Origin of the sequence: Aureibaculum luteum (assembly GCF_003449015.1) — a bacterium.
Classification (GTDB): domain Bacteria; phylum Bacteroidota; class Bacteroidia; order Flavobacteriales; family Flavobacteriaceae; genus Aureibaculum; species Aureibaculum luteum.
The window spans coordinates 357,560-377,743 of sequence record NZ_QRGD01000001.1 but is presented as its reverse complement, the minus strand read 5'-3'; the positions used below and the strand labels follow the sequence as shown (position 1 = coordinate 377,743).

Below are 20,184 nucleotides of genomic sequence, written 5' to 3'. Positions count from 1 at the left end.
CTTTCATTGCATCTTTGTGTCAACAAAAATTAATAATTATAATCTTAAAAATCAAAATCATGAAAACTTTTAAAATTAATTCAATGAAAACATTAATTATCATTCCATTCATTATCCTATTAATAACCAATGCATGCACAAAATCAACAAAAAGCACTGACACTAGGTCGGAAAATAATTTAAAATCTGAAACCAAAGTAGAGCAACCAAAAACTGACATTCAAACGGCTATAATGTCCGGTGACCTCTCAATTGTTAAACAACATATAGCAGCAGGTACCAACATCAATATGAAAGATCAAATGAGTGGGGCAACACCTTTAATTTCAGCTGCAACTTTTGGAAAAATCAATATGGTAAAAATATTAATGGAAGCTAAAGCAGATTTGAATATTAAAAATAATGATGGGGCTTCAGCTTTGCATGTCGCTGCATTCTTTTGTAGGGTTGAAATAGTTCAACTACTTATTGATGCCAAAGCTGATAAGACTTCAAAAAACAACTTTGGTGCAACACCAAGAGAAAGTGTTATGGGGCCTTTTACGGAAGTAAAACCCTTCTATGAAATGCTTCAACAGCAATTAGGTCCACTTGGCTTACAGATTGATTTGACAGAAATTGAAAAAACGCGTCCAGTAATTGCTATGATGCTAGAATAAATTAAAGACCAACAAGATACATTCTAACTCAGACACTGATACTAAGAACAGACACTAATTAATTAAAAAAACTATAATGACATCAGAAAGAAGACATGATATCGATTGGTTACGGGTAATTGCTATTGGTTTATTACTTATCTATCATATAGCCATCATTTTTCAACCTTGGGCCCTATTTATTGGATTTATAAAGAGTAATGAAGCTATAGAGGCATTATGGACACCTATGACCATGCTCAACGTATGGAGAATTCCACTTTTGTTTTACGTATCAGGAATGGGGCTCTATTTCGCCATGCGTAAACGTAACTGGAAGCAATTACTTTTGGAACGGACAAAACGAATTTTGTTGCCTTTTACCTTTGGTATTTTGGCCATTGCACCATTGCACATGTTTATTTTTCAGAAATACTATAATATGACACTAGGCTATTACCCCCATCAAGGTCATTTATGGTTTCTAGGTAATATTTTTGTGTATGTACTCTTACTTTTACCGCTTTATTACTATCTGAAAAAGCATAAAAACGGTAAATTCAAAAGATTTTTATCGGCTGTAATGAGCCATCCCAGTGGACCTTTATTGATATCCCTGTTTTTTGTTATTGAGGTTTTATTAATAAAACCTCAACAGTTCGCAATGTATGCCCAGACTTGGCATGGCTTTTTTAATGGGTTTCTTGCCTTCTTTTTTGGTTTCCTTTTTGTGTATAGTGGTAAAACATTCTGGCAAACTGTTTTGAAATGGAGATGGCTTTATACTGGTTTAGCTATCAGTCTGTATGGTATCAGATTCGTACTCTTTGCTACTGAAGCACCTGGGTATCTTATGGCAATAGAATCTAATTTCTGGATTTTTGGAGTATTTGGTTTTGGATATAAATACTTGAACAAACCCAATAAAACACTAAGCTATTTAAGCCAAGCAGCATATCCGGTGTATATAATTCACATGTTTGTATTGTATGCTGGTGCTATGCTCATATTACCATTGAAAATACCCATTCTCTTAAAATTTATAACCATAGTAGCTTTTACTGGTTTGGCGTGTTACGTCATTTATGAATTTATCATTAGAAGAATTGGTTTCTTAAAACCATTATTCGGTTTGAAATGGAAATTCAACAAAAGAGAAAGGCAAAAATTGGAGGATAATAGAATACAAAAAAATTGATTTGTTGAATATAAAAAGTCCATTAGATTTTGCTATAGAAGACTCATCTGATACTGATAAAAGAAAGATAAACAAACGTTCAAAATAAATATGAAATCATGAAGAAAAGACAAACAAAAAATATATTAAGAATACTATTTATTGCTCTAAGCATTGGCTCTTTATGGTTTGTACCTTGGACCATTGTTAAAGCATGGGTTACACCACTACCTGATACTGTTCAAGAACAAATGAATACTGCTATTGAATACGGATTTGACGGCATGATTGTATATATTGATGAAGCTGGTAAGGCACCCGCATTCTATGCTTCAGGATTAAAAAGCAGAGAGTACAAAATACCTGCGAACCCAAAATCATTATTTAAGATTGCTAGTATCAGTAAGCTTTATGTTGCGGTGTCGATTACCAAGTTAGTACATGGTAAAAAAATATCTTTAGATGAAACCCTTGCCCATCATTTTCCTGAAATGGTTGGTAAAATTGAACATGCAGATAAAATCACGTTAAGAATGATGGTTCAGCACCGCAGTGGCATACCCAATTACGTTGACCATCCTAAGTTCTGGGACAAACCTTCCACAAATCACCAGGAAGCTCTTGCCTACGCATTTGATATGCCAGCAAGTTTTGCACCAGATACTGATTATGGGTATTCAAACACCAATTATTTATTACTTCGTGAACTTATTAAAAAGATAATGGGTTATGATCATTTTCAATACATCAAAGAAGAAATATTAATGCCACTCGGATTAAAAAACACTTTTGGATCAGTGAATGATGTAAATATTGACGACATGATGAGTGGTTATTATGTTGGATTTGATGAAGATTTTAAGTTTGAAGATCAAGGTATGGTGGCTACCGCAGAAGATGTAGGTATATTCATCCGAGCTTTAAACGACGGTTCTGTGTTTAAAGCGGGTGAACAAGAAATATATTCGTCTATCTATGAGTACGAACATACAGGACTGGTTGTGGGTTATCAGAGTATTGCAAAATACCACAAAGACATTGACGTAGTTGTAGTTCAATTTACCAATACTACCAATTTTGACGGATACAACTGGAACTTATCAGAAGTCTTTTATAGCCGCATTGTGAAAATAATACGCAAAAGAAAAGCTCATAACTGGGATTTTTATGAAAATTAAGGATTCTTCAAATTAGTTCTGATTTTCAAACCCGAACGACTGGCTTATACCCTACACTTACATTTGCCTTAAATAAAAACTAAAATATGAAAGCAATAATAACTACAAAATACGGATCACCAGATGTACTTCAACTAAGGAATGTTGAAAAACCTGTTCCAAAGGACAACGAAGTTCTTATAAAAATTTACGCCGCAACTATTACCACCGCGGGGACTATGATGCGAACTGGGTATCCTCTCATAGGAAGATTATTTATGGGACTTACAAAGCCGAAGAATGCAATTGCAGGAACTGGTTTTTCAGGTAAAATAGAAGCTATTGGAGAAAAAGTGCAATTGTTCAAAATCGGAGATTCCGTTTTTGGGGAATCACTTTTCCATTTCGGAACCCATGCAGAGTATGTTTGTATTGAAGAGGAAGGGATAATTGCCTTAAAACCTGAAAATATATCGTATGAAGAAGCCGCAGTTGTCGGAGACGGACATATAACATCGATGAATTTTCTTAAGAAATTGGCAAAGATCAAAGTCGGTCAACGTATTTTGATCAATGGTGCCTCTGGGAGTTTAGGTACAGCAGCGGTACAGATTGCTAAACATTTTGGAGCTGAAATTACAGCCGTCTGTAGTACTCGAAATTTAGAATTGGTAAAGTCCCTCGGAGCCGATAACGTAATTGATTACACCCATGAAGATTTTACTAACAACGGCAAAACTTATGATATTATTTATGATACTGTGGGAAAAAGTACGTTTGCAAAGTGTAAAAATTCATTGACGAAAAACGGAGCTTTTATTTCGCCTGTACTCAGTATGTCACTACTTTTTCAGATGGTGAAAACGGCTATTTTCGGGAGTAAAAAGGCTTTGTTTTCGGCAACAGGAACACTTCCTATTGAAACAATTCGAACTTTTTTAATAGAAATCAAGGAACTTATGGAGAACGGACAATTGAGGTCCGTAATCGATAGACACTATTCATTGGAACAAGTTGCCGATGCTCACCGATATATTGAAACTGGACATAAAACAGGAAATGTAGTCTTAAGTATCAAAAAAAAATAAAAACAATTATTATTTAAGTACAAACAATACATAAAATCTAAAAACATCAATCATGAGAAATTTCATCAATCAAGTGCCATCTGAATCTAGAAGTATAGTTTACTATTTAACTATAAAAGATAGTAGAAAAATTCGTTGGACAGAACCAAGTTTTTTTTATTCAAAGTTGTTTATCAACTAATCAGCCATTTATAGGGGTAGACCTTCATTAATTAAAAAATAAATAAAATGAGAACTATTAAAAATCAAGTAAAATTAGCTTTAGGAAACGCATCTAGTTGTATTTGGAATACAAAAAGACGATACAACTAAATAACAAGAATTATTAATTATAAAAACAAATAAAATGAGAACATTAAAAAACAAATTGAAATTAACATTAGGAACCGCATCAAGTCGTATTTGGAATGACAATAGAAGATACAACTAGAATAAAACAATTAATAATTAAAAAAACAAAAATTATGAGAACATTAAAAAACAGAGTGAAATTATCTTTAGGAAATGCATCAAGTATTATTTGGAATACTAATAGACGATACAGTTAGATTAAAAAAAAAACAATAATCTCTTAAAACTTTAAATTATGAACACTATACTTAAAACATCATCAGAAAGATGGGAAATTATACCGTTTTTTCCATCAAAAATTGGAAAAAGAACATTTTGGTCAAATTATAGACAAAATAGTTATTAACTTAATTAATATGAAAACTATTCTATCAATCGGATAAAGGATAAGACTTAATAGGCTTATCCTTTTTTTATACTTCAAAAATTATTTTATTTCTTAGCTCAAAATGGGTGATTTTCCCTCTATAGATTGGCTGCAATAATCGTAATTAGATTGGTACCAACGACCTTGTAATTTTACAACAATATTTAATTTTTTCAATTTTTCGTCATATAGACTTAAAATTTCTTTTTTTCCTTGTATAGATTTGAATAATAAGTTCATTTTTAAGTTTGATATTTAGAGTATAGACGACAGTAATATTATTACATTACTAATACGATATTATTTCTAATACCATTGTAAAAATCGTTTGCTCAATATCTTTATATTCATTAATACCACAAGTTATACATTCTTCAAATAAATGGTTCAAATTTTATAAATTCTCTTTACTAGCTTTTCTCCAAAAGTATATAGCAAAAATTGTCGTTACAATAGGAATCATGAGGCCATATTCATCAATCCAGAAGGAAGTTTTATCATTAGAAATGGTTAAAGGAGTGCATATTTTTTGAATATAAATATTGTGAATAGAGTGATAGATAGCTGCTGGCCACAAACTATTGGATTTGAAAGTGTAATAGGCCAATATTACCGATATTCCAATTATCATTATAGTAAAAGCACTTATATGTAAAAAAAGGTATTCACCACTTCCATACATCAAATTGATTATAGGGAAATGCCAAATTGCCCAAATTATTCCACTTACAATGGCTAGTGATTTAAAAGACATTACTTTTCTCAATTCGAATATTAAAAAACCACGCCATCCAATTTCCTCACCCAATGTAGAACCCAAATTTTTGATTACACCGACAGTTAATAATAGAACAATCATTACTATTATTACAAGTGATTGATTAGATTCGGCTATACCTAGTTCATTACTCCAGTCTGTAATTGTTTCGGTATTAATAATTTTTCCTAAACCAAATAACCAAATTAAGGGATATGCAATCGAAACATATAGTATTGGAGTGATATACGAAAGTTTCAGGTATTTAAGGCGTTTTAAGCTCCAAGGTAAACTTGAAATTGGTCTTTTCTTAATTTTTAGTGTAATGAATGCTGCTAAAGCTGGCGAAATCATCAGAGAACCAACATAAAGACTTGTTGGGTTTAATTTTAAAATTGCATAATATGCTATTGAACTTAAAACCGTAAGTATTATTAAAAATAAAATTATTGTTTTCCAGGCTTCTTTAATTTTCGATGCAGTTTCTGACATTTCCTTTGAGTTAGGTTTTAAAGATGACGAATTCAATATTGTTTTGTTACAATTTACCTAAAGAGTCTGTGTATGACTTTCTGTATGTGTTTAGGTAACTAATTTAACAAATAAAATCGAATAAAAAAATCGCGAGTTCAGACGTTTCGGAGTTCGTAAGTGGGCTTGCACTAGCAATTAATTTTACATGTCTTAGATTTGTCTTTTAATAAATTTGACCTTAATCAAAAAGAATGATTGAGAGAATTAGGTCACTATACACGGTGAAGCTCTAGACTTCGTCAAAATTGATTATTCTCTCTTTTTTCTATTTTAAATCTGGTTAAATTTGGGGTGACTTGGATCTCGTTTTTTAGAAGTTTTGAATTCAGTAGATTATGCTTATATAAATTATTTTATATGAAACTATATTTAACTTTATAGTTTGTAAAATTCTCAGCATTGACCTTGTTAAAAAATAATATACGGAATAGCACTAATGCAACAAAATACGGATAATGTTGCCATTGGTTTTTGGTATAAATGCAACCGAATTTTATGAAGAATTGAGGGTGTAAATTTTACTTTTTCCGCAACCTTTTTTGTAAATTAAAGGATGAGAAATGAAAAGCGATATAACACTCATTTTGACAATAAGATGAAGCAATATGAACGGTTGTTTTTGATGCCGTTTTTGATTGTTAAGGAATTGATATTGCTTATGGTGAGATTTTTGAAATGGGTTAAGAGAGATTAATTAAAATTATAGCTCTTTTTAGAAACTTGCTTGTCATCTCTAGTCTATTTAACCATACTTTTTAAGACATTTTTTAACTTAACATTATAATTGAATTGAAGTTATAATACAATTATTCAAAAAATCAATTTATTTAATATATAAGAATTAATAATATTTAGATTTCAATTGCTTATTGTTAAATAGGATAATGAGAATATTGCTTAATTTACCCCCACATTTTTTCCGAAGTATTGAATATGCCTTAGAGATATGACCTTCAACAGTTTTAATTGAAATATCAAGATATTCAGATATTTCAATATTAGTAAGCCCTTCTTTTTTACTTAACAAAAATGTTTTTTTACATTTAGGTGGTAAATTGGAGATGCCATCATTAACAAAGTCTATCTTCTTTTTTATTAGTTCAGAATTGTTTTCATCAATACTTTCATTTAAAGCTTCAATATAAGTGCGTTCTAAAAGGGAGATGGCTTTTGTCCTATGATAATCATTTATAAATTCATTATAAGTTGTTTTGTAAAGAAAGTTTTTTATAGAAAAATCAGGATTTAAGCGTTTTCTGAATTTCCATGTTCTTAAGAATACGTTTTGAATTATGTCTTGAGCACTAGCATTATCATTGGTAAGACTTAAAGCATAAATATATAAGGGTTTGTGATAACTAGTGACCAAGTATGTATAAGCATTTTCGTTGCCAATCATAAGTTGCTCAATCAATTTAGAATCATCTTTAAATGAAAATAGCATAGATAAAATTTACAAATTCATATTTTTTAGAGCATAAATATCTTAATTTAATAATTAAAAGTGAAATATTTTTTTACAAAAAGGAAGGGTTATTGACTTTTGTATTGTAATAGGTAATAAAGAAATCAAAATAAAGATGTCTGTGCAAATTGAAAAAATAATAGTGAAATACTTAAATCAGTCAGCTACGGCTCATGAATTGGATTTACTTTTTGAATGGATTAAGCTACCTGAGAATAAGAAATTATTTAGTGAGTTTGTACAAATGCATTATGCCATAACTTATAATATGAATGATCCAGACCATAAAAAAACACTTGCAGAACTACTTTTTGTAATAAAAAAGGAAAAATCATTAGCTTATAGAATAAAAAATAAAATAGGTTATAGATATGCAGCGGCTGCTATGATCATTGGATTGATTTTTTCTATTTACTTATTTAAGGACCAGGTATTTCATAATAGAACAGCGAATAAAGAACCTATCATTGTAAATAATGAAATTAACCCTGGTATAAATAAGGCGATATTAACTTTAGATAATGGCTCACAACTCACATTAGAGAAAGGAGATACTTTACATACACAAAATGCGGAGAGTAATGGTGAGGAACTTATTTATGAAGCAAAACAGAAAAATGTTGGAGAAGTTGCATATAATTATTTGACCATACCGCGGGGGGGATATTTTTTTATTAAACTTTCGGATGGAACTAAAATATGGTTAAATTCAGATTCAAAATTAAAGTATCCTGTAAGTTTTAATAAAGGAGAAACTCGAAAAGTTGAATTAGTTTATGGTGAAGCCTTTTTTGATGTTTCTCCTAGTACTATTAATGGAGATTCAAAATTTGTAGTAATTAATGAATCTCAAGAAATAGTGGTTATGGGAACAGAGTTTAATGTTAAAGCATATGAAGATGAATCTAATATTTATACAACCTTAGTTGAAGGTAAGGTATCTGTAAATTTTAGTAATAGTCAGCAAATTCTTATTCCGAACCAACAGTTAAATTATGATGTGGAAACAAAAAAATCATTGATAAAAAAAGTAGATGTTAGTAATGAAATATCATGGAAGGAAGGCCTATTTAATTTTAATGGTAAATCATTACGAGAAATAATGAAAGTTTTATCAAGATGGTATGATATAGATGTAGTTTTTGAAAATGAACAAATTAGCGATGAGGAATTCGTGGGAAGTTTAAGTAAAGACCAAAATATTGAAGATATATTATCTAGTATTAAGAATTTTGGAATAATTAAAGAATATAAAATTATTGAAAAAACAATAATCTTGAAATAAATAAAAAAAGGGAACGAAGTTTTGAAATTTGACGGTATCAAACTCCGCCCCTCCACTATGTATTAATTAAATGTTTAACTAACACCATGCAAATTTATGAAAATTAAAATTATCAATATTCGTTTCCTACGTGGAAAGCGGTATTTAACAATGATTATGAGAACTTTTATTTTTTTATTATGTACATCAGTTTTCGGACTCACTTCAGATATTGCTTTTTCACAACAAAAAGTAACTATTAATGAAGACCAAATGGTTACAATTGATAAAGTATTTGAAATTATTAAAAAACAAACAGACTATCGTTTTATCTATCCCAAAAAACTTTTTGAAAACAAGCCTAAGTTACAACTGAAAAAAGGAATTATAAAAGTTGAAGATTTGCTTCGATTGAGTTTAATAAGTAATGATTTGAGTTTTGAATTATCAGAAAACAATAATATTATTATAAAAACTGCTAAAAAAAGTAAAAACACGAATGCTTCTGTAATAGTTCAAGAAATTCAGATAACTGGGAATATTAAAGATATAAACGGAGTGCCATTAATAGGAGCGAACATAATTGAAAAGGGTACTACAAATGGAGTCGTTTCAGATTTTGATGGTAATTTTTCTATAAAGGTTTCAAACGCGAATGTTACATTAATTGCTTCTTACATTGGGTTTATAACGAAAGAGATTATAGTTAGTGATGAGAAAAATATAACCATTATACTCGATGAAGATGCTAGTAAACTTGATGAAGTAGTTATTATTGGTTATGGTCAAGTTCGTAAAAAAGATGCGACAGGTGCTGTTGTCTCCATAAAACCTGAAGAAAATAATAGAGGTAGTGCAACAAAAACTACAGATTTGTTATTAGGAAAGGTAGCAGGTTTACAAATTACGATGCCGTCAGGAAGTCCGAGTTCAGATGGTACCATTCGAATAAGGCAAGGAGCATCCCTGAATGCTTCTAATTCACCATTAATTGTTGTTGATGGAATAGCAGGTGAAAGTTTTAATCAACTAAATAGTGATGATATAGAGAATATTACGGTTCTAAAAGATGCCTCTTCAACTGCAATTTATGGTTCACGTGGAGCTAACGGTGTAATAATAGTTACCACAAAAAGGGGTAAAGCTTCATTCGACGGAAAATCTGTTTCTCCTTCTTTTAATTATCGTGGTGATTTTTCAATTAATAAAAATATTAAAACTTTAGATGTTTATAATGCAGATGAATTTAGAACTGAGTTTTTAAAAAGATATCCAGATTTGGGTTCAGTGCTAGGGGATAGTGATACTGACTGGCAAAAGGAAATTTACAGATTAGGTTTTACACAAAAGCATACTTTTTCGGCTACTGGAGCACTGCCGTATGTACCTTATCGTGTTTCTTTAGGTTATCAAAGTGATAAGGGAACAATTAAGAATTCTAAGAAAGATTTAGCTACTGTTGCTATTAACCTTTCTCCAAGTTTCTTAAATGATCATCTTAAAGCAAATATTACTTTTAAAGAAACTTATAGAAATGTACCAGAAAGTTCAAGCCCAGTAGAATCTGCTGCATTTATGGATCCAACAGCTCCTGTTTATGCAACTTATCCAAATAATATGGGTCTTGGGTATTATATGTTTGGGGCAGATGAAATGGGTACATTACCAACAAATACTTCAAACCCGGTAGCATCAATAAACTTGGCACGTGGAGAATCTAAAAATTACCGCACGGCAACAAATTTTAAACTAAGTTATAATATTCATGGGTTTGAAGATTTAACATTAACTGCAAATTTAGGTATCACTGCAAATGATTATTCTAGTTCTAGAAATGTATTAGATAATTCTCCTAGTACATGGGGAGGTTATGGAGGAACAGGGATAGGTATATATTCTTCAAATGATTCATATTCTAAGATTTCTATTCAAGAGTACTATGCCAACTATAAACATACTTTTGCTGATATACATGCTCTTGATGTAACATTTGGGCACACTTATGAGAAGTATTATAGTAGATATGAAAATTCACCTGTATTAATGAATGATAACGATGAAGTTTATGAAATAGGTTCTTCTGGGGCTTCAGAACGAGCTTTAATGTCCTACTTTGGACGTGCCAATTATAACTTAAACGATAGGTATTTATTTACTTTCACAATGCGTGCAGATGCCTCGTCAAGATTTGCTCCAGAAACGCGATGGGGATATTTTCCATCAGGTGCATTTGCCTGGAAACTTAATGAAGAAAAGTTTTTAGAAAATATAGATAACTTATCTAGTTTAAAACTTCGATTAAGTTATGGTCAAACAGGACAGCAAGATATTAATAACAACTATGCCTATCAGGCATCATACCGCTCGTCTACGGATGATTCACGATATAGATTTGGAGATGTTTTTTATACAACCTATCGTCCAAATGCCTTTGATCGCAATATTCAATGGGAAGTGACATCTACCTATAACTATGGACTAGATTGGGGTATTAGCAATAATCGTATATATGGTAGTTTAGATATTTATAAGCGTTTTACGGATAATTTATTAATGGAAGATGTGAGAGTCTCGGCAGGTAGTAATTTTTCGGACACCTTAGATCAGAATATTGGTGAGATGGAAAGTAATGGTGTTGAATTTTCATTGGGTGCAATTCTTCTAAGAACAGATGACTTAGAATGGTCTGTGAATGCAAATTTCGCATATAATAATTCGAAAATAAAAAAATTAACGGTTTATGACGGTGCTCCTGAAGATACATATATAAAAACAGGAAGTATAGGTTCTAGTCGATACTCACAAATTCATAAAGTAGGTAACACACCTTATACTTACTTTTTAGCAAAACAGGTTTATGATGATGAAACGGGAAAACCTTTAGACGGTGTATTTTATAATCCTAATTATGACGCTAGTGTTAGTGGCTCTGAAGAGTTTGTATATGATGATGCGAATGATTCTAACAAGTTTGATACAGGAAAAAGTTCTTTAGTACCTTATTATGGTGGTTTATCGACATCTGCTAGATATAAGGATTGGGATTTTGGATTAAATTGTCATTTTGCCTTTGGACAATATGTGTTTTGGGAAACAGCTTCTCGTGGATCAAACGAGTCGCTATATGACAGTTATGGATTGAATCCTAAAAACTCTCTTGATAATACACCAGAATGGTCTCAAGAACATCGTTTTTCTGATTATTGGTTACATAAAGGAGATTACTTTAAGTTAGATAATATTACGGTAGGATACACGATGTCAGAACTAATAAAAGACGCTGGTTCTTTAAGATTATCTTGTGGTGTGCAGAATGTTTTAATGCTTACTAAATACCCTGGTATAGATCCAGAAGTTTACAGTGGTATTGATGGTTCAAGTTACCCTCGACCTAGAATGTTCATGTTCACGGCAAATCTAAAATTTTAATTAAAAGCACAAAAACAATGAAAAATAATATATACATAAAGATTTCACTTATAGCTCTCTTTCTATTTTCTTCTTGCGAAAAATTAGATTTACAACCAATATCATCAACTTCATTATTAGAGGATGAAGTTTATTCAACTTATGATGGTTATTTAGGTGTATTAGCAAAATGTTACGCATCATTTGTGCTTCAAGGCCAAGGAGATGGTGACGTCGATATTTCTAAAAATGGAGGAAGAAGTACATTTAACCGTGCCCTGTATTATTTGCAAGAATGTCCAACTGATGAAGTTTTATTTCACTCATCAAGTGGAAATGGAACTTGGACTATGATTACAATGAATTGGAACCCAGCCACGGAGATTGTTGGTAATATGTATTATCGACTTTGGATTTCTGTTGCACTTTGTAATGAGTTTATTAGAAAAACAGAAAAAGACGTTATGGAGGAGTATGGTGTTTATAACGAGGCTAAAAATGATGTTGGTCAATGGCGTGCAGAAGCACGATTTTTGAGAGCTTATTGTTATTACCTTCTTTGTGATCTATATGGTTCAGTAGGTTGGGTAGATGATTCGTCTCCCAATGGAACATATCCGGTACAGAAAACTAGAACTGAAATATTTAATTATGTCGAAAGTGAATTACTGGATATTGAAGATCAGTTAATGCCAGCAGATAAAAAAGTATTTGGTCGAGTTAATCAAGTGGCTGCTTGGTTTGCCTTAAGTCGATTATATTTAAATGGGGAGATTTATACGAAAAAAGATTACAATGAGCAGGCATATATATACTCTAAAAAAGTTATTGATAATTCAAATTTTTCGTTAGCTCCTAATTATATTGAAAACTTTTTGAAAGATAATGATGGTAGTCCAGAAATTATTTGGGCACAACCGCATGATGCTGATAATAGTCAGAGTAGTGGAGGAACAAATTTTTTAATTAAATATTCGAGTCATAAATTTATGATAAATCAAGGATTGGAGTTGGGTATTACAAATGACAGTCCGTGGAATATAAATGGACGTTTAAAAACCAACTTAGTTAATAAATTTGATCTTGACGATCAACCTTATGATCCTTCCGACCCATGGTGTGATAATAAAAAAGATAAACGAGCTTTGTTTTATGGAGGACCACTTACCGGTGATCAAAGTAAATCACCAGTTCAACCACATCAAAAGGAAACTTGGAGAGAAGGCAAGTCTTTTGAAAAAAATATTACTCTTGGGTATACCTTTACAAAATGGAGAAATGTAACTAAAGATAGAATGAGTGGGGAAGAGCAAAGAGAATCGTACGTAAGTGTAGCATATCCAATGTTTAGAAAGGCCGATGCTTATCTTATGGCGGCAGAAGCTATTCTGCGTGGGGGAGGAGGCTCTAGGACAGAAGCATTAAATTATGTAAATGAAGTACGGAACCGTGCTTATAATTCAGGTAATTATTTTTCAAGTAAAAATATTGCTAATGGAGCTATTTCTGATAATGAATTAAACCTCGATTTTATTCTTGACGAACGAGCCCGGGAATTATGGACTGAATGTGTAAGACGTACGGATCTTATTCGTTTCAATAAATTTACAAAGGGATATAATTGGGATTGGAAAGGTCAGGAGACATCTAATAATACAGATCATGAAGGTAAAGATGTTGATGAAAAGTACAATCTGTATCCCATTCCACAAGATGACATACTGTATAATCCAAATTTAACTCAAAATCCAGATTATATGTAATTTGTTAAATGTATTTTGAAGTTATAGATAGTATTTACAATAAGCATTATAAGTAAGGTTAAAATTATTTTAATAGATAGGATAGTGTCATACTATTCTATCTATTACTTAACCTGTTTTTATATACATATTACATTACTCCGTTTTCTAATTATTAAAGGCTCATGCTTTGCCTTACTACTTCAAAAACTAAAAGATTAGACGGATTCTATGAATAACTTTTATTAAAAATAATAGAATAATGAACAGAAGAAAATTTTTCAAAAACGGATCGCTTCTTACGTTAGGAGCAACTTTATTAAATCCTATCAATGTTCTTGCCAGTGGTACCAATAATGATTTAACATTTAGAGGGAAAAAAGCTAAAAATATAATTATAATAATTAGTGATGGGATGAGTATAGGTACCTTAAATATGGCGGACTTATACCTCTCGAGAAAGACGGGGATGGGGACTAATTGGTTACAACTGTACAAGGATAATCTGGTAAGTAGAGGGTTAATGGATATGGCTTCAGCAAGTTCTATCGTAACAGATTCTGCCGCTGCAAGTTCTTCATGGGGTGGAGGTGAACGTGTATATAGCGGTTCTATAAATATGGGCACCAAAGGAGAAGCTCATATGCCATTATGGCAAAAATTTAAGAGTGTAGGTAAAAAAGCTGGGTGCGTAACAACTGTATCGATTACTCATGCTACTCCAGCAGGATTTTGCGTAAATGAAAAGTCGCGACACGCTCAAGATAAGATAGCAGAAAAATACTTAGAGCAGAAATTTGATGTAATGATGGGGGGTGGTGATAATTATTTTTCTTCAGAAAAAAGGAAAGATAAAAAAGATATGTATGCTAGTTTTATATCTTCCGGATATCAAGTAGTTAAAACTAGGAAGCAGATGATGGGGGCGGAAGATAATAGACCTATTCTAGGTGTCTTTGCGGATGATGGCTTACCTTATTCAATAGATAGAGAGAACAGTAAAGAACTACTGCAAAATGTTCCAAGTTTAGCTGAAATGACTCAGAAAGCAATAAGTTTGATGAAAGATCATTCTGAAGGGTTTGTACTTCAAGTAGAAGCAGGAAAAGTAGATTGGGCAGCACACGGAAATGATATTTCGGGTCTTATTGGAGATCAGGTTGCTCATGATGAGGCCATAAAGGTAGCTATTGATTTCGCAACTAAAGATGAAGAAACTTTAGTGATTATAACCACAGATCATGGTAATGCAAATCCAGGTTTAATTTACGGTAATGAAGCTAATGATAATTTTGATTCAATTCAACATTATAAACATACCAATGATTGGATTTTAAAAGGTTTAGGAAAAGAAACTTCTATGTCTCGAATAAAAGAACGTGTAAAATATGCCAATGATGTTATACTATCTGATGATGAGGCGAAAAAGTTATTAAGTTATTATACCGATTTAAAAACTGAAGATGGATTGTACAATCCCAGACATCTACCTTTTAAAGTATTAGCGGAAATTCAACAACAACATAATTCGGTAGGTTGGATTAGTATGAAACATTCAGCTGATTATGTAGAATTAGCAATGTTTGGACCAGGAAGCCAAATGCTAAAACCATTTATTAAAAACACAGAATTACATTATTTTATGCTAGAAGCGGCAGAAGTTGAGAATAATTTTTAAAAAGAATAATTTTTATTTTACATCGCCATAAGTTAAAAGTTTACAGTTTTACATTTGACTGTAGTTTTGAGTTAGTAGGAAAGCGGAGCATGTCTCCGCTTTTTTTTTATAAAAAGGAAAAGGTGTAATCTTACCAAAATTTCCACCAAGGTTTTAATTCTAAATTTGTTGATTTCATCTTTTCATTTGGTTTTATAACTTTCACAAAATAATAATCGTTTAAATCAAACTCAATAAAATGATAAGTTTCTAGCTTTTTATTTAATTTTTTTACACGACCTCCAAAATCAATATTATAATTCTCATTATTTTCATTAGCAACACTAACTTCATCTACGCCAGTTTCATTCTTTGTCATAAACAATTGGATCCAATTTCCTGTTTTGAATACTAGATCATCTGTTATGTTTTTGACTTGATAAAACCCTCTAATTTTAGGTTCAAAATTATCCAATTCAATGGGGAGGTATAGGTAATTTACAAAATATGAAAATCTATCAAAATCAGGCAAATTTGTAAAAACGATTGAATATAAATCAGAGTTGTCTTTTTTACGATAAAGATTGATTTCGTCTGTAAAACCTGTGTCAGAATAAAGGTTTGCTAAGTCTTGAAGTGCTTTTAAAAGATCACTTTCTTTTACGTTTTCAACATAAATATAATTATCCTGCATTGGTCGTGAGTTTTAATAATTCTGCTTCCATTTGAGAAACTGCCCTAAACACCTTTAACAGTTTGTTTTTGTATTTATTTTTCTTATTCACCATAACATATTTATATCTGTATTTTGGCTCTACCCGATATGTCTACAAATTATTATTTTTATTGATTGGATTATCAAATTGTATTACAATTTCTTAATTCAACTTGCTTCTTAAAAATTCATCAGTAGAATCAATTTTTATTTCTATCCATATTGGATTGTGGTCAGAAATTTGATTTCGTTTCCAGTATTGATGGTAGTATTTTTCAAATGTTTCATCAGAAACTAAAGTAGATGAATCATCTTTATGTGCTAACATAAAATTATGATATGCCTTTCTCTTATTTTCTGTATAAATTACTTCAAAAGGCTTGTACACGTTTCCTTTTTCTTTACCCTCTTTATCTTTAACTAAATGAAAAAAGGTTTTATCAACATTTAGAAATATTCTATCATATACCTCTGTTTCGCTCACATTAGTAACCTTACCAATTAAATTTTCAGCCTCTCTAAAATCCGTTTTGTTAATGATATCTACAATATCGTCATCGTTCTTATAAAGGTTTGTATCGCCCAGCATAATTAAATTTTCATTCCAAAAGTGCTGTCTTTTTAGTTTCTCTTTTATGGCTTCCATCAAGAGTCGAACTTCTTCTTTTCTGAATTCCTTACTTGCATCTCCTTTGCCTGGTTGCAAATGAATGTTTAATAAAGAAAATGATTTCCAACCTGCTATAAATCCTGTTATTGCTGGTGATCTTTTAAGTTGTTTTATTGCTGAGTCTTTGGTCAATTTATCCCAAAGTACTATTTCACCTGATAATCCAGAAGGTTTTACTTTTCGCTTATCAAATATGTATGCGAAGCGTTCTTTATTCCCATCGGTTCCTTCTGTTATATCCGTTATGGTGTAGCTCCAATTACTTCCTAATAATCTCATGATGATAAACAAATCATCTAAACCTGATTTGATTTCCTGAATAGCTACCAAATCAAATCTATTGATTACTTCTGCGATATAAAAATAGGATTCGGGAATGCGTTCTTTTAAATGGCCGAACTCTTTAATATTCCATGAAGCCAACAATAGACTTGTATCAATATTTTTACCTGGGATTTTTTCATCAAGGTCAATTCTTAAATCAAGAATATCCTTAATTATTCTTTTTCTATCTGAATTGTTAAGTGATGGGAATATTAAAGCGTAATCAATTTTTTTGTCATCTGAGATTGGGCGAAGGTCATTGTACCATGGCATAATAGACGGATTTTATTTATATATAAGTATGATTTAGCAACAAAATAATATAATACATTGCAATATAAATTAAATCAAATTGTAAATCAATAGGATTTTCCCCCTTTTTATATAGGGGGTTTTTCCTGTTTCTCAAAATTTCTTAATATTTTGTGGATTGAATTTTACTTTTTTCTGTATTATTTTGAAAATACTGACGCCGATAATTAGCTATTCTTCAAAAGCCAAATTAGCTTTTTTATTTAGTTGCAATTCACTCCATCAATACATGCTTTTTTTTAGGATATATAGTTACAATTATGAAATTCCTTAAGAAACCTTTCAGCACATTCCTTTCTTTCCGTTGCACTCCATTTCAAGGAAAGAGCTTCACTAAAAAAGTCTTAGACACCCTTCCAAAGAGTATAATTTTCAATAAAATTTTTAGTTAGAGTCTTTTTGGATTGAATTATCAAAAATTATACTCTTTGGAAGGAAGTCCGTTTTTTATCAGAAAGCAAAACATTTTAAGGGGTTTATAATAGAGGAAACCTATGTTGTTTTTCGGGACAGCGAAAAACAGGTATGGCATAACCAATTCTAAATTAAAACCATTTGTTCTGTTCACTAAACTGCCTGTAACGCTCTCGTCACAAATGGTCTTAAAAGAATTGCTAATGCCATTATGGAACTTGTAAAGACTGTACAAAGTTTTAGAAAAAAATAAGGTTTCTACTGCCTTGAAAACCTAAAGGTTTTACTACGTTGCATACACTCCTAATTTCTTTTCTAAAAGTCTTGACAAGCTCCACTTCATCTATTGTGTTGTGTATGAAAGAAATCAAACAAGCACCCCTTAAAATTGGTTTTAGTTAAAATTCATAGGAGTAATTATAAATCCTTCCACTTTTTTCATTTCATGTTATAAAACTTTAACAAACAAATTATGAAAACTTGACGTCTTTGAAGAATGATTTTCTTTAAATTTTATTTTTTGATGGTAAAGCGATCCATTTGACAATAATCTGTATTTCCATGTTTTGGATAAATGAAATATCTTTAATGGGTAATAGAGTTTTTTTTTTTGATCTTAAAGTTATTTCATTTGAAAACTCATCAGTGGGTAGATATGATGTTGACAAAATATAGAACTTCGGTATCTGAACTTTGAAAAATGCAATCGATGATAATCGGTTGTCTGATAATTTTGTCCCGAGAAATCGGGACGAAATGGAAGAGCAAGAGGGTAACACGCTTCGCGATGTTACATGATAATTATTTATTTTAACAAATTGATTGTCAATATGTTGAATATGTAATTTAAGAATTTAAAATGGGGTTTTGTTTTGTTTTTCACGGAAAAATCTCGACAGCCCTGTAAAACAGGTAATTTTTTCACGGAAAAATGGATAAAGGATATGAAAAAGAACGGTTTGAGAGCTTGAGCATAAAAGGCTCTGTGGCTAAAAAGTTTAGACGTTTTTCTAAAGCGATGTCAGAATCACAGTCCATGACTTTGTTATTGATGATAGAATTTTTTGCGAATCATGGGATTTCACCGAACGAATCGTTAGGGCCAAAAATGCAAACGTTGGAAAACCTTATCAAAAAAAGAATCAATGGGGTCATTTCCATTATCAAAGATATTGAAAAAAATCAAACGAAACCTACTAATGCGATGTTGTTTTCTCTTTTTGAGGAGAAGGCAAAGGAAGAAGTGCCCATGTTGGTCGAGAAGAAATTTATGGACCCTATTTTAATTACAGAAGATGAAGAATTAACTTATTATCGAGATCATTATTACAAGATGAAAAAAGAACTCAATGGGTTTAAATTTGAAGTTAGAAAATTTATGAATAAAATTAGTCTTGAAAAACGAACGTTGGGAAAAGACTATTTTAAACTAAATACCACAAAAAAAGATTTTGAAAAATTCAAAAATGAGAATAATATTTAACCTATCAATCTTGATTAAAATAGTGCAAAAATTATTACTAATCAACATGTCCAAAATAAGGATATGCTGTGAATTAGCTCTAATCTTCTGTGTACCAAAATCGGGACAACCTCTGTTCCGATACTTGACCAAAATTGGGACTAGCTATGAACCAGCGGTGGTATCTGAATACAAACATTATAAAACAGTAATAAACAATACAAACAGGGCTAAACTTGAAAAAAGAAAAAAGCAAGCCAATTTTTTCAAGTTTTTTTTAATACTTTTCAAAAAATGGAAGATATCAAATCGATGCAAATTTTATGGACTGAAAGTTTTCAAAACAAAAAAAGCAGTTGACCAAAATTGGGACAAGTTAAAGACAACTTTAAGCAAAAAGACGGCAACTACTTTTTTAGATAATTTATTTTTTGAAAACTATTTACTTTTGTTTTTGATAAAATTATTCCCTGATGATTTTTCTTTGAATTGTTCTTGTTATTTTTGCATATCAACACCTGCTTTTCGCTCAACGACCCTAGTGTAAATTTGTTTAGGAGCCATTCTGGAGTGATTTAGTAATTTTGAAACGGTCTCGATAGGTACACCGTTGCTCAATGTGACCGTCGTGATAAATGTATGCCGAGCCATATGAAAAGTTAGGTTTTAGTAATTCATTGGT

14 protein-coding genes and 1 pseudogene are annotated in these 20,184 nt (G+C 31.2%); 9 read left to right on the top strand and 6 right to left on the bottom strand.

Annotated features, from left to right (window positions below; genetic code table 11):
* Positions 1 to 83: 83 nt before the first annotated feature.
* The 4 genes from D3P13_RS01755 to D3P13_RS01740 all read left to right on the top strand — a co-directional run bounded on the left by D3P13_RS01755 (position 84) and on the right by D3P13_RS01740 (position 4,060).
* Positions 84 to 659, top strand: coding sequence for an ankyrin repeat domain-containing protein (locus D3P13_RS01755; protein ID WP_232829111.1), 576 nt, complete (start codon positions 84 to 86; stop codon positions 657 to 659).
* Positions 660 to 735: 76 nt separating this feature from the next.
* Positions 736 to 1,836, top strand: a complete 1,101-nt coding sequence (locus D3P13_RS01750; protein WP_117879578.1) for an acyltransferase family protein — start codon at positions 736 to 738, stop codon at positions 1,834 to 1,836.
* A gap of 98 nt (positions 1,837 to 1,934) precedes the next feature.
* Positions 1,935 to 2,993, top strand: a complete 1,059-nt coding sequence (locus tag D3P13_RS01745; protein WP_117879577.1) for a serine hydrolase domain-containing protein — start codon at positions 1,935 to 1,937, stop codon at positions 2,991 to 2,993.
* Positions 2,994 to 3,079: 86 nt separating this feature from the next.
* Positions 3,080 to 4,060, top strand: coding sequence for an NAD(P)-dependent alcohol dehydrogenase (locus D3P13_RS01740; protein WP_117879576.1), 981 nt, complete (start codon positions 3,080 to 3,082; stop codon positions 4,058 to 4,060).
* Positions 4,061 to 4,850: 790 nt separating this feature from the next.
* Here D3P13_RS01740 and D3P13_RS21855 read toward each other — a convergent pair.
* From D3P13_RS21855 to D3P13_RS01730, 3 genes are all read right to left on the bottom strand, one after another.
* Positions 4,851 to 5,018 carry a hypothetical protein gene (locus D3P13_RS21855; RefSeq protein WP_157972800.1) on the bottom strand — a complete coding sequence of 56 codons (168 nt, stop codon included), beginning with the start codon at positions 5,016 to 5,018 and terminating at the stop codon, positions 4,851 to 4,853.
* 154 nt (positions 5,019 to 5,172) lie between these two features.
* A complete protein-coding gene (locus D3P13_RS01735) occupies positions 5,173 to 6,027 on the bottom strand; it encodes a CPBP family intramembrane glutamic endopeptidase (protein WP_117879575.1) in 855 nt (284 codons plus the stop codon).
* 883 nt (positions 6,028 to 6,910) lie between these two features.
* Entirely contained in the window at positions 6,911 to 7,513 is a 603-nt protein-coding gene (locus D3P13_RS01730; protein WP_117879574.1) for an RNA polymerase sigma factor, read from the bottom strand.
* A 163-nt stretch (positions 7,514 to 7,676) separates the two neighbouring features.
* Here D3P13_RS01730 and D3P13_RS01725 point away from each other — a divergent pair, with 163 nt between their 5' ends.
* The 4 genes from D3P13_RS01725 to D3P13_RS01710 all read left to right on the top strand — a co-directional run bounded on the left by D3P13_RS01725 (position 7,677) and on the right by D3P13_RS01710 (position 15,626).
* A complete protein-coding gene (locus D3P13_RS01725) occupies positions 7,677 to 8,819 on the top strand; it encodes a FecR family protein (protein ID WP_198679937.1) in 1,143 nt (380 codons plus the stop codon).
* Between the two features lie 156 nt (positions 8,820 to 8,975).
* Positions 8,976 to 12,227, top strand: a complete 3,252-nt coding sequence (locus D3P13_RS01720) for a SusC/RagA family TonB-linked outer membrane protein (RefSeq protein WP_157972799.1) — start codon at positions 8,976 to 8,978, stop codon at positions 12,225 to 12,227.
* 17 nt (positions 12,228 to 12,244) lie between these two features.
* Positions 12,245 to 13,969, top strand: coding sequence for a RagB/SusD family nutrient uptake outer membrane protein (locus D3P13_RS01715; RefSeq protein WP_117879571.1), 1,725 nt, complete (start codon positions 12,245 to 12,247; stop codon positions 13,967 to 13,969).
* Positions 13,970 to 14,210: 241 nt separating this feature from the next.
* The gene (locus D3P13_RS01710; RefSeq protein ID WP_117879570.1) at positions 14,211 to 15,626 is read left to right on the top strand and encodes an alkaline phosphatase; all 1,416 of its coding nucleotides are present in this window, start codon (positions 14,211 to 14,213) and stop codon (positions 15,624 to 15,626) included.
* Between the two features lie 130 nt (positions 15,627 to 15,756).
* On the opposite strand, the gene D3P13_RS01705 is transcribed toward D3P13_RS01710, so the two are convergent.
* A complete protein-coding gene (locus D3P13_RS01705) occupies positions 15,757 to 16,299 on the bottom strand; it encodes a hypothetical protein (RefSeq protein ID WP_117879569.1) in 543 nt (180 codons plus the stop codon).
* 184 nt (positions 16,300 to 16,483) lie between these two features.
* Positions 16,484 to 17,587: an endonuclease/exonuclease/phosphatase family protein gene (locus tag D3P13_RS01700; protein ID WP_117879568.1), complete on the bottom strand. Its 1,104-nt coding sequence runs from the start codon at positions 17,585 to 17,587 to the stop codon at positions 16,484 to 16,486.
* Positions 17,588 to 18,971: 1,384 nt separating this feature from the next.
* Here D3P13_RS01700 and D3P13_RS22035 point away from each other — a divergent pair.
* Entirely contained in the window at positions 18,972 to 19,523 is a 552-nt protein-coding gene (locus D3P13_RS22035) for a BfmA/BtgA family mobilization protein (protein ID WP_198679936.1), read from the top strand.
* A 477-nt stretch (positions 19,524 to 20,000) separates the two neighbouring features.
* Here the strand turns inward: D3P13_RS22035 and D3P13_RS01690 are convergent.
* Positions 20,001 to 20,168 (bottom strand): annotated as a pseudogene (locus tag D3P13_RS01690) (tyrosine-type recombinase/integrase); the annotation flags it as partial.
* Between the last annotated feature and the right edge of the window lie 16 nt (positions 20,169 to 20,184).

What these genes read in the sequence shown, in the direction of transcription:
- D3P13_RS01755 (WP_232829111.1), top strand. Translation starts at nt 84, where the DNA reads ATGAAAACATTAATTATCATTCCATTCATTATCCTATTAATAACCAAT.
- D3P13_RS01750 (WP_117879578.1), top strand. Translation starts at nt 736, where the DNA reads ATGACATCAGAAAGAAGACATGATATCGATTGGTTACGGGTAATTGCT.
- D3P13_RS01745 (WP_117879577.1), top strand. Translation starts at nt 1,935, where the DNA reads ATGAAGAAAAGACAAACAAAAAATATATTAAGAATACTATTTATTGCT.
- D3P13_RS01740 (WP_117879576.1), top strand. Translation starts at nt 3,080, where the DNA reads ATGAAAGCAATAATAACTACAAAATACGGATCACCAGATGTACTTCAA.
- D3P13_RS21855 (WP_157972800.1), bottom strand. Translation starts at nt 5,018, where the DNA reads ATGAACTTATTATTCAAATCTATACAAGGAAAAAAAGAAATTTTAAGT.
- D3P13_RS01735 (WP_117879575.1), bottom strand. Translation starts at nt 6,027, where the DNA reads ATGTCAGAAACTGCATCGAAAATTAAAGAAGCCTGGAAAACAATAATT.
- D3P13_RS01730 (WP_117879574.1), bottom strand. Translation starts at nt 7,513, where the DNA reads ATGCTATTTTCATTTAAAGATGATTCTAAATTGATTGAGCAACTTATG.
- D3P13_RS01720 (WP_157972799.1), top strand. Translation starts at nt 8,976, where the DNA reads ATGAGAACTTTTATTTTTTTATTATGTACATCAGTTTTCGGACTCACT.
- D3P13_RS01715 (WP_117879571.1), top strand. Translation starts at nt 12,245, where the DNA reads ATGAAAAATAATATATACATAAAGATTTCACTTATAGCTCTCTTTCTA.
- D3P13_RS01710 (WP_117879570.1), top strand. Translation starts at nt 14,211, where the DNA reads ATGAACAGAAGAAAATTTTTCAAAAACGGATCGCTTCTTACGTTAGGA.
- D3P13_RS01705 (WP_117879569.1), bottom strand. Translation starts at nt 16,299, where the DNA reads ATGCAGGATAATTATATTTATGTTGAAAACGTAAAAGAAAGTGATCTT.
- D3P13_RS01700 (WP_117879568.1), bottom strand. Translation starts at nt 17,587, where the DNA reads ATGCCATGGTACAATGACCTTCGCCCAATCTCAGATGACAAAAAAATT.
- D3P13_RS22035 (WP_198679936.1), top strand. Translation starts at nt 18,972, where the DNA reads ATGGATAAAGGATATGAAAAAGAACGGTTTGAGAGCTTGAGCATAAAA.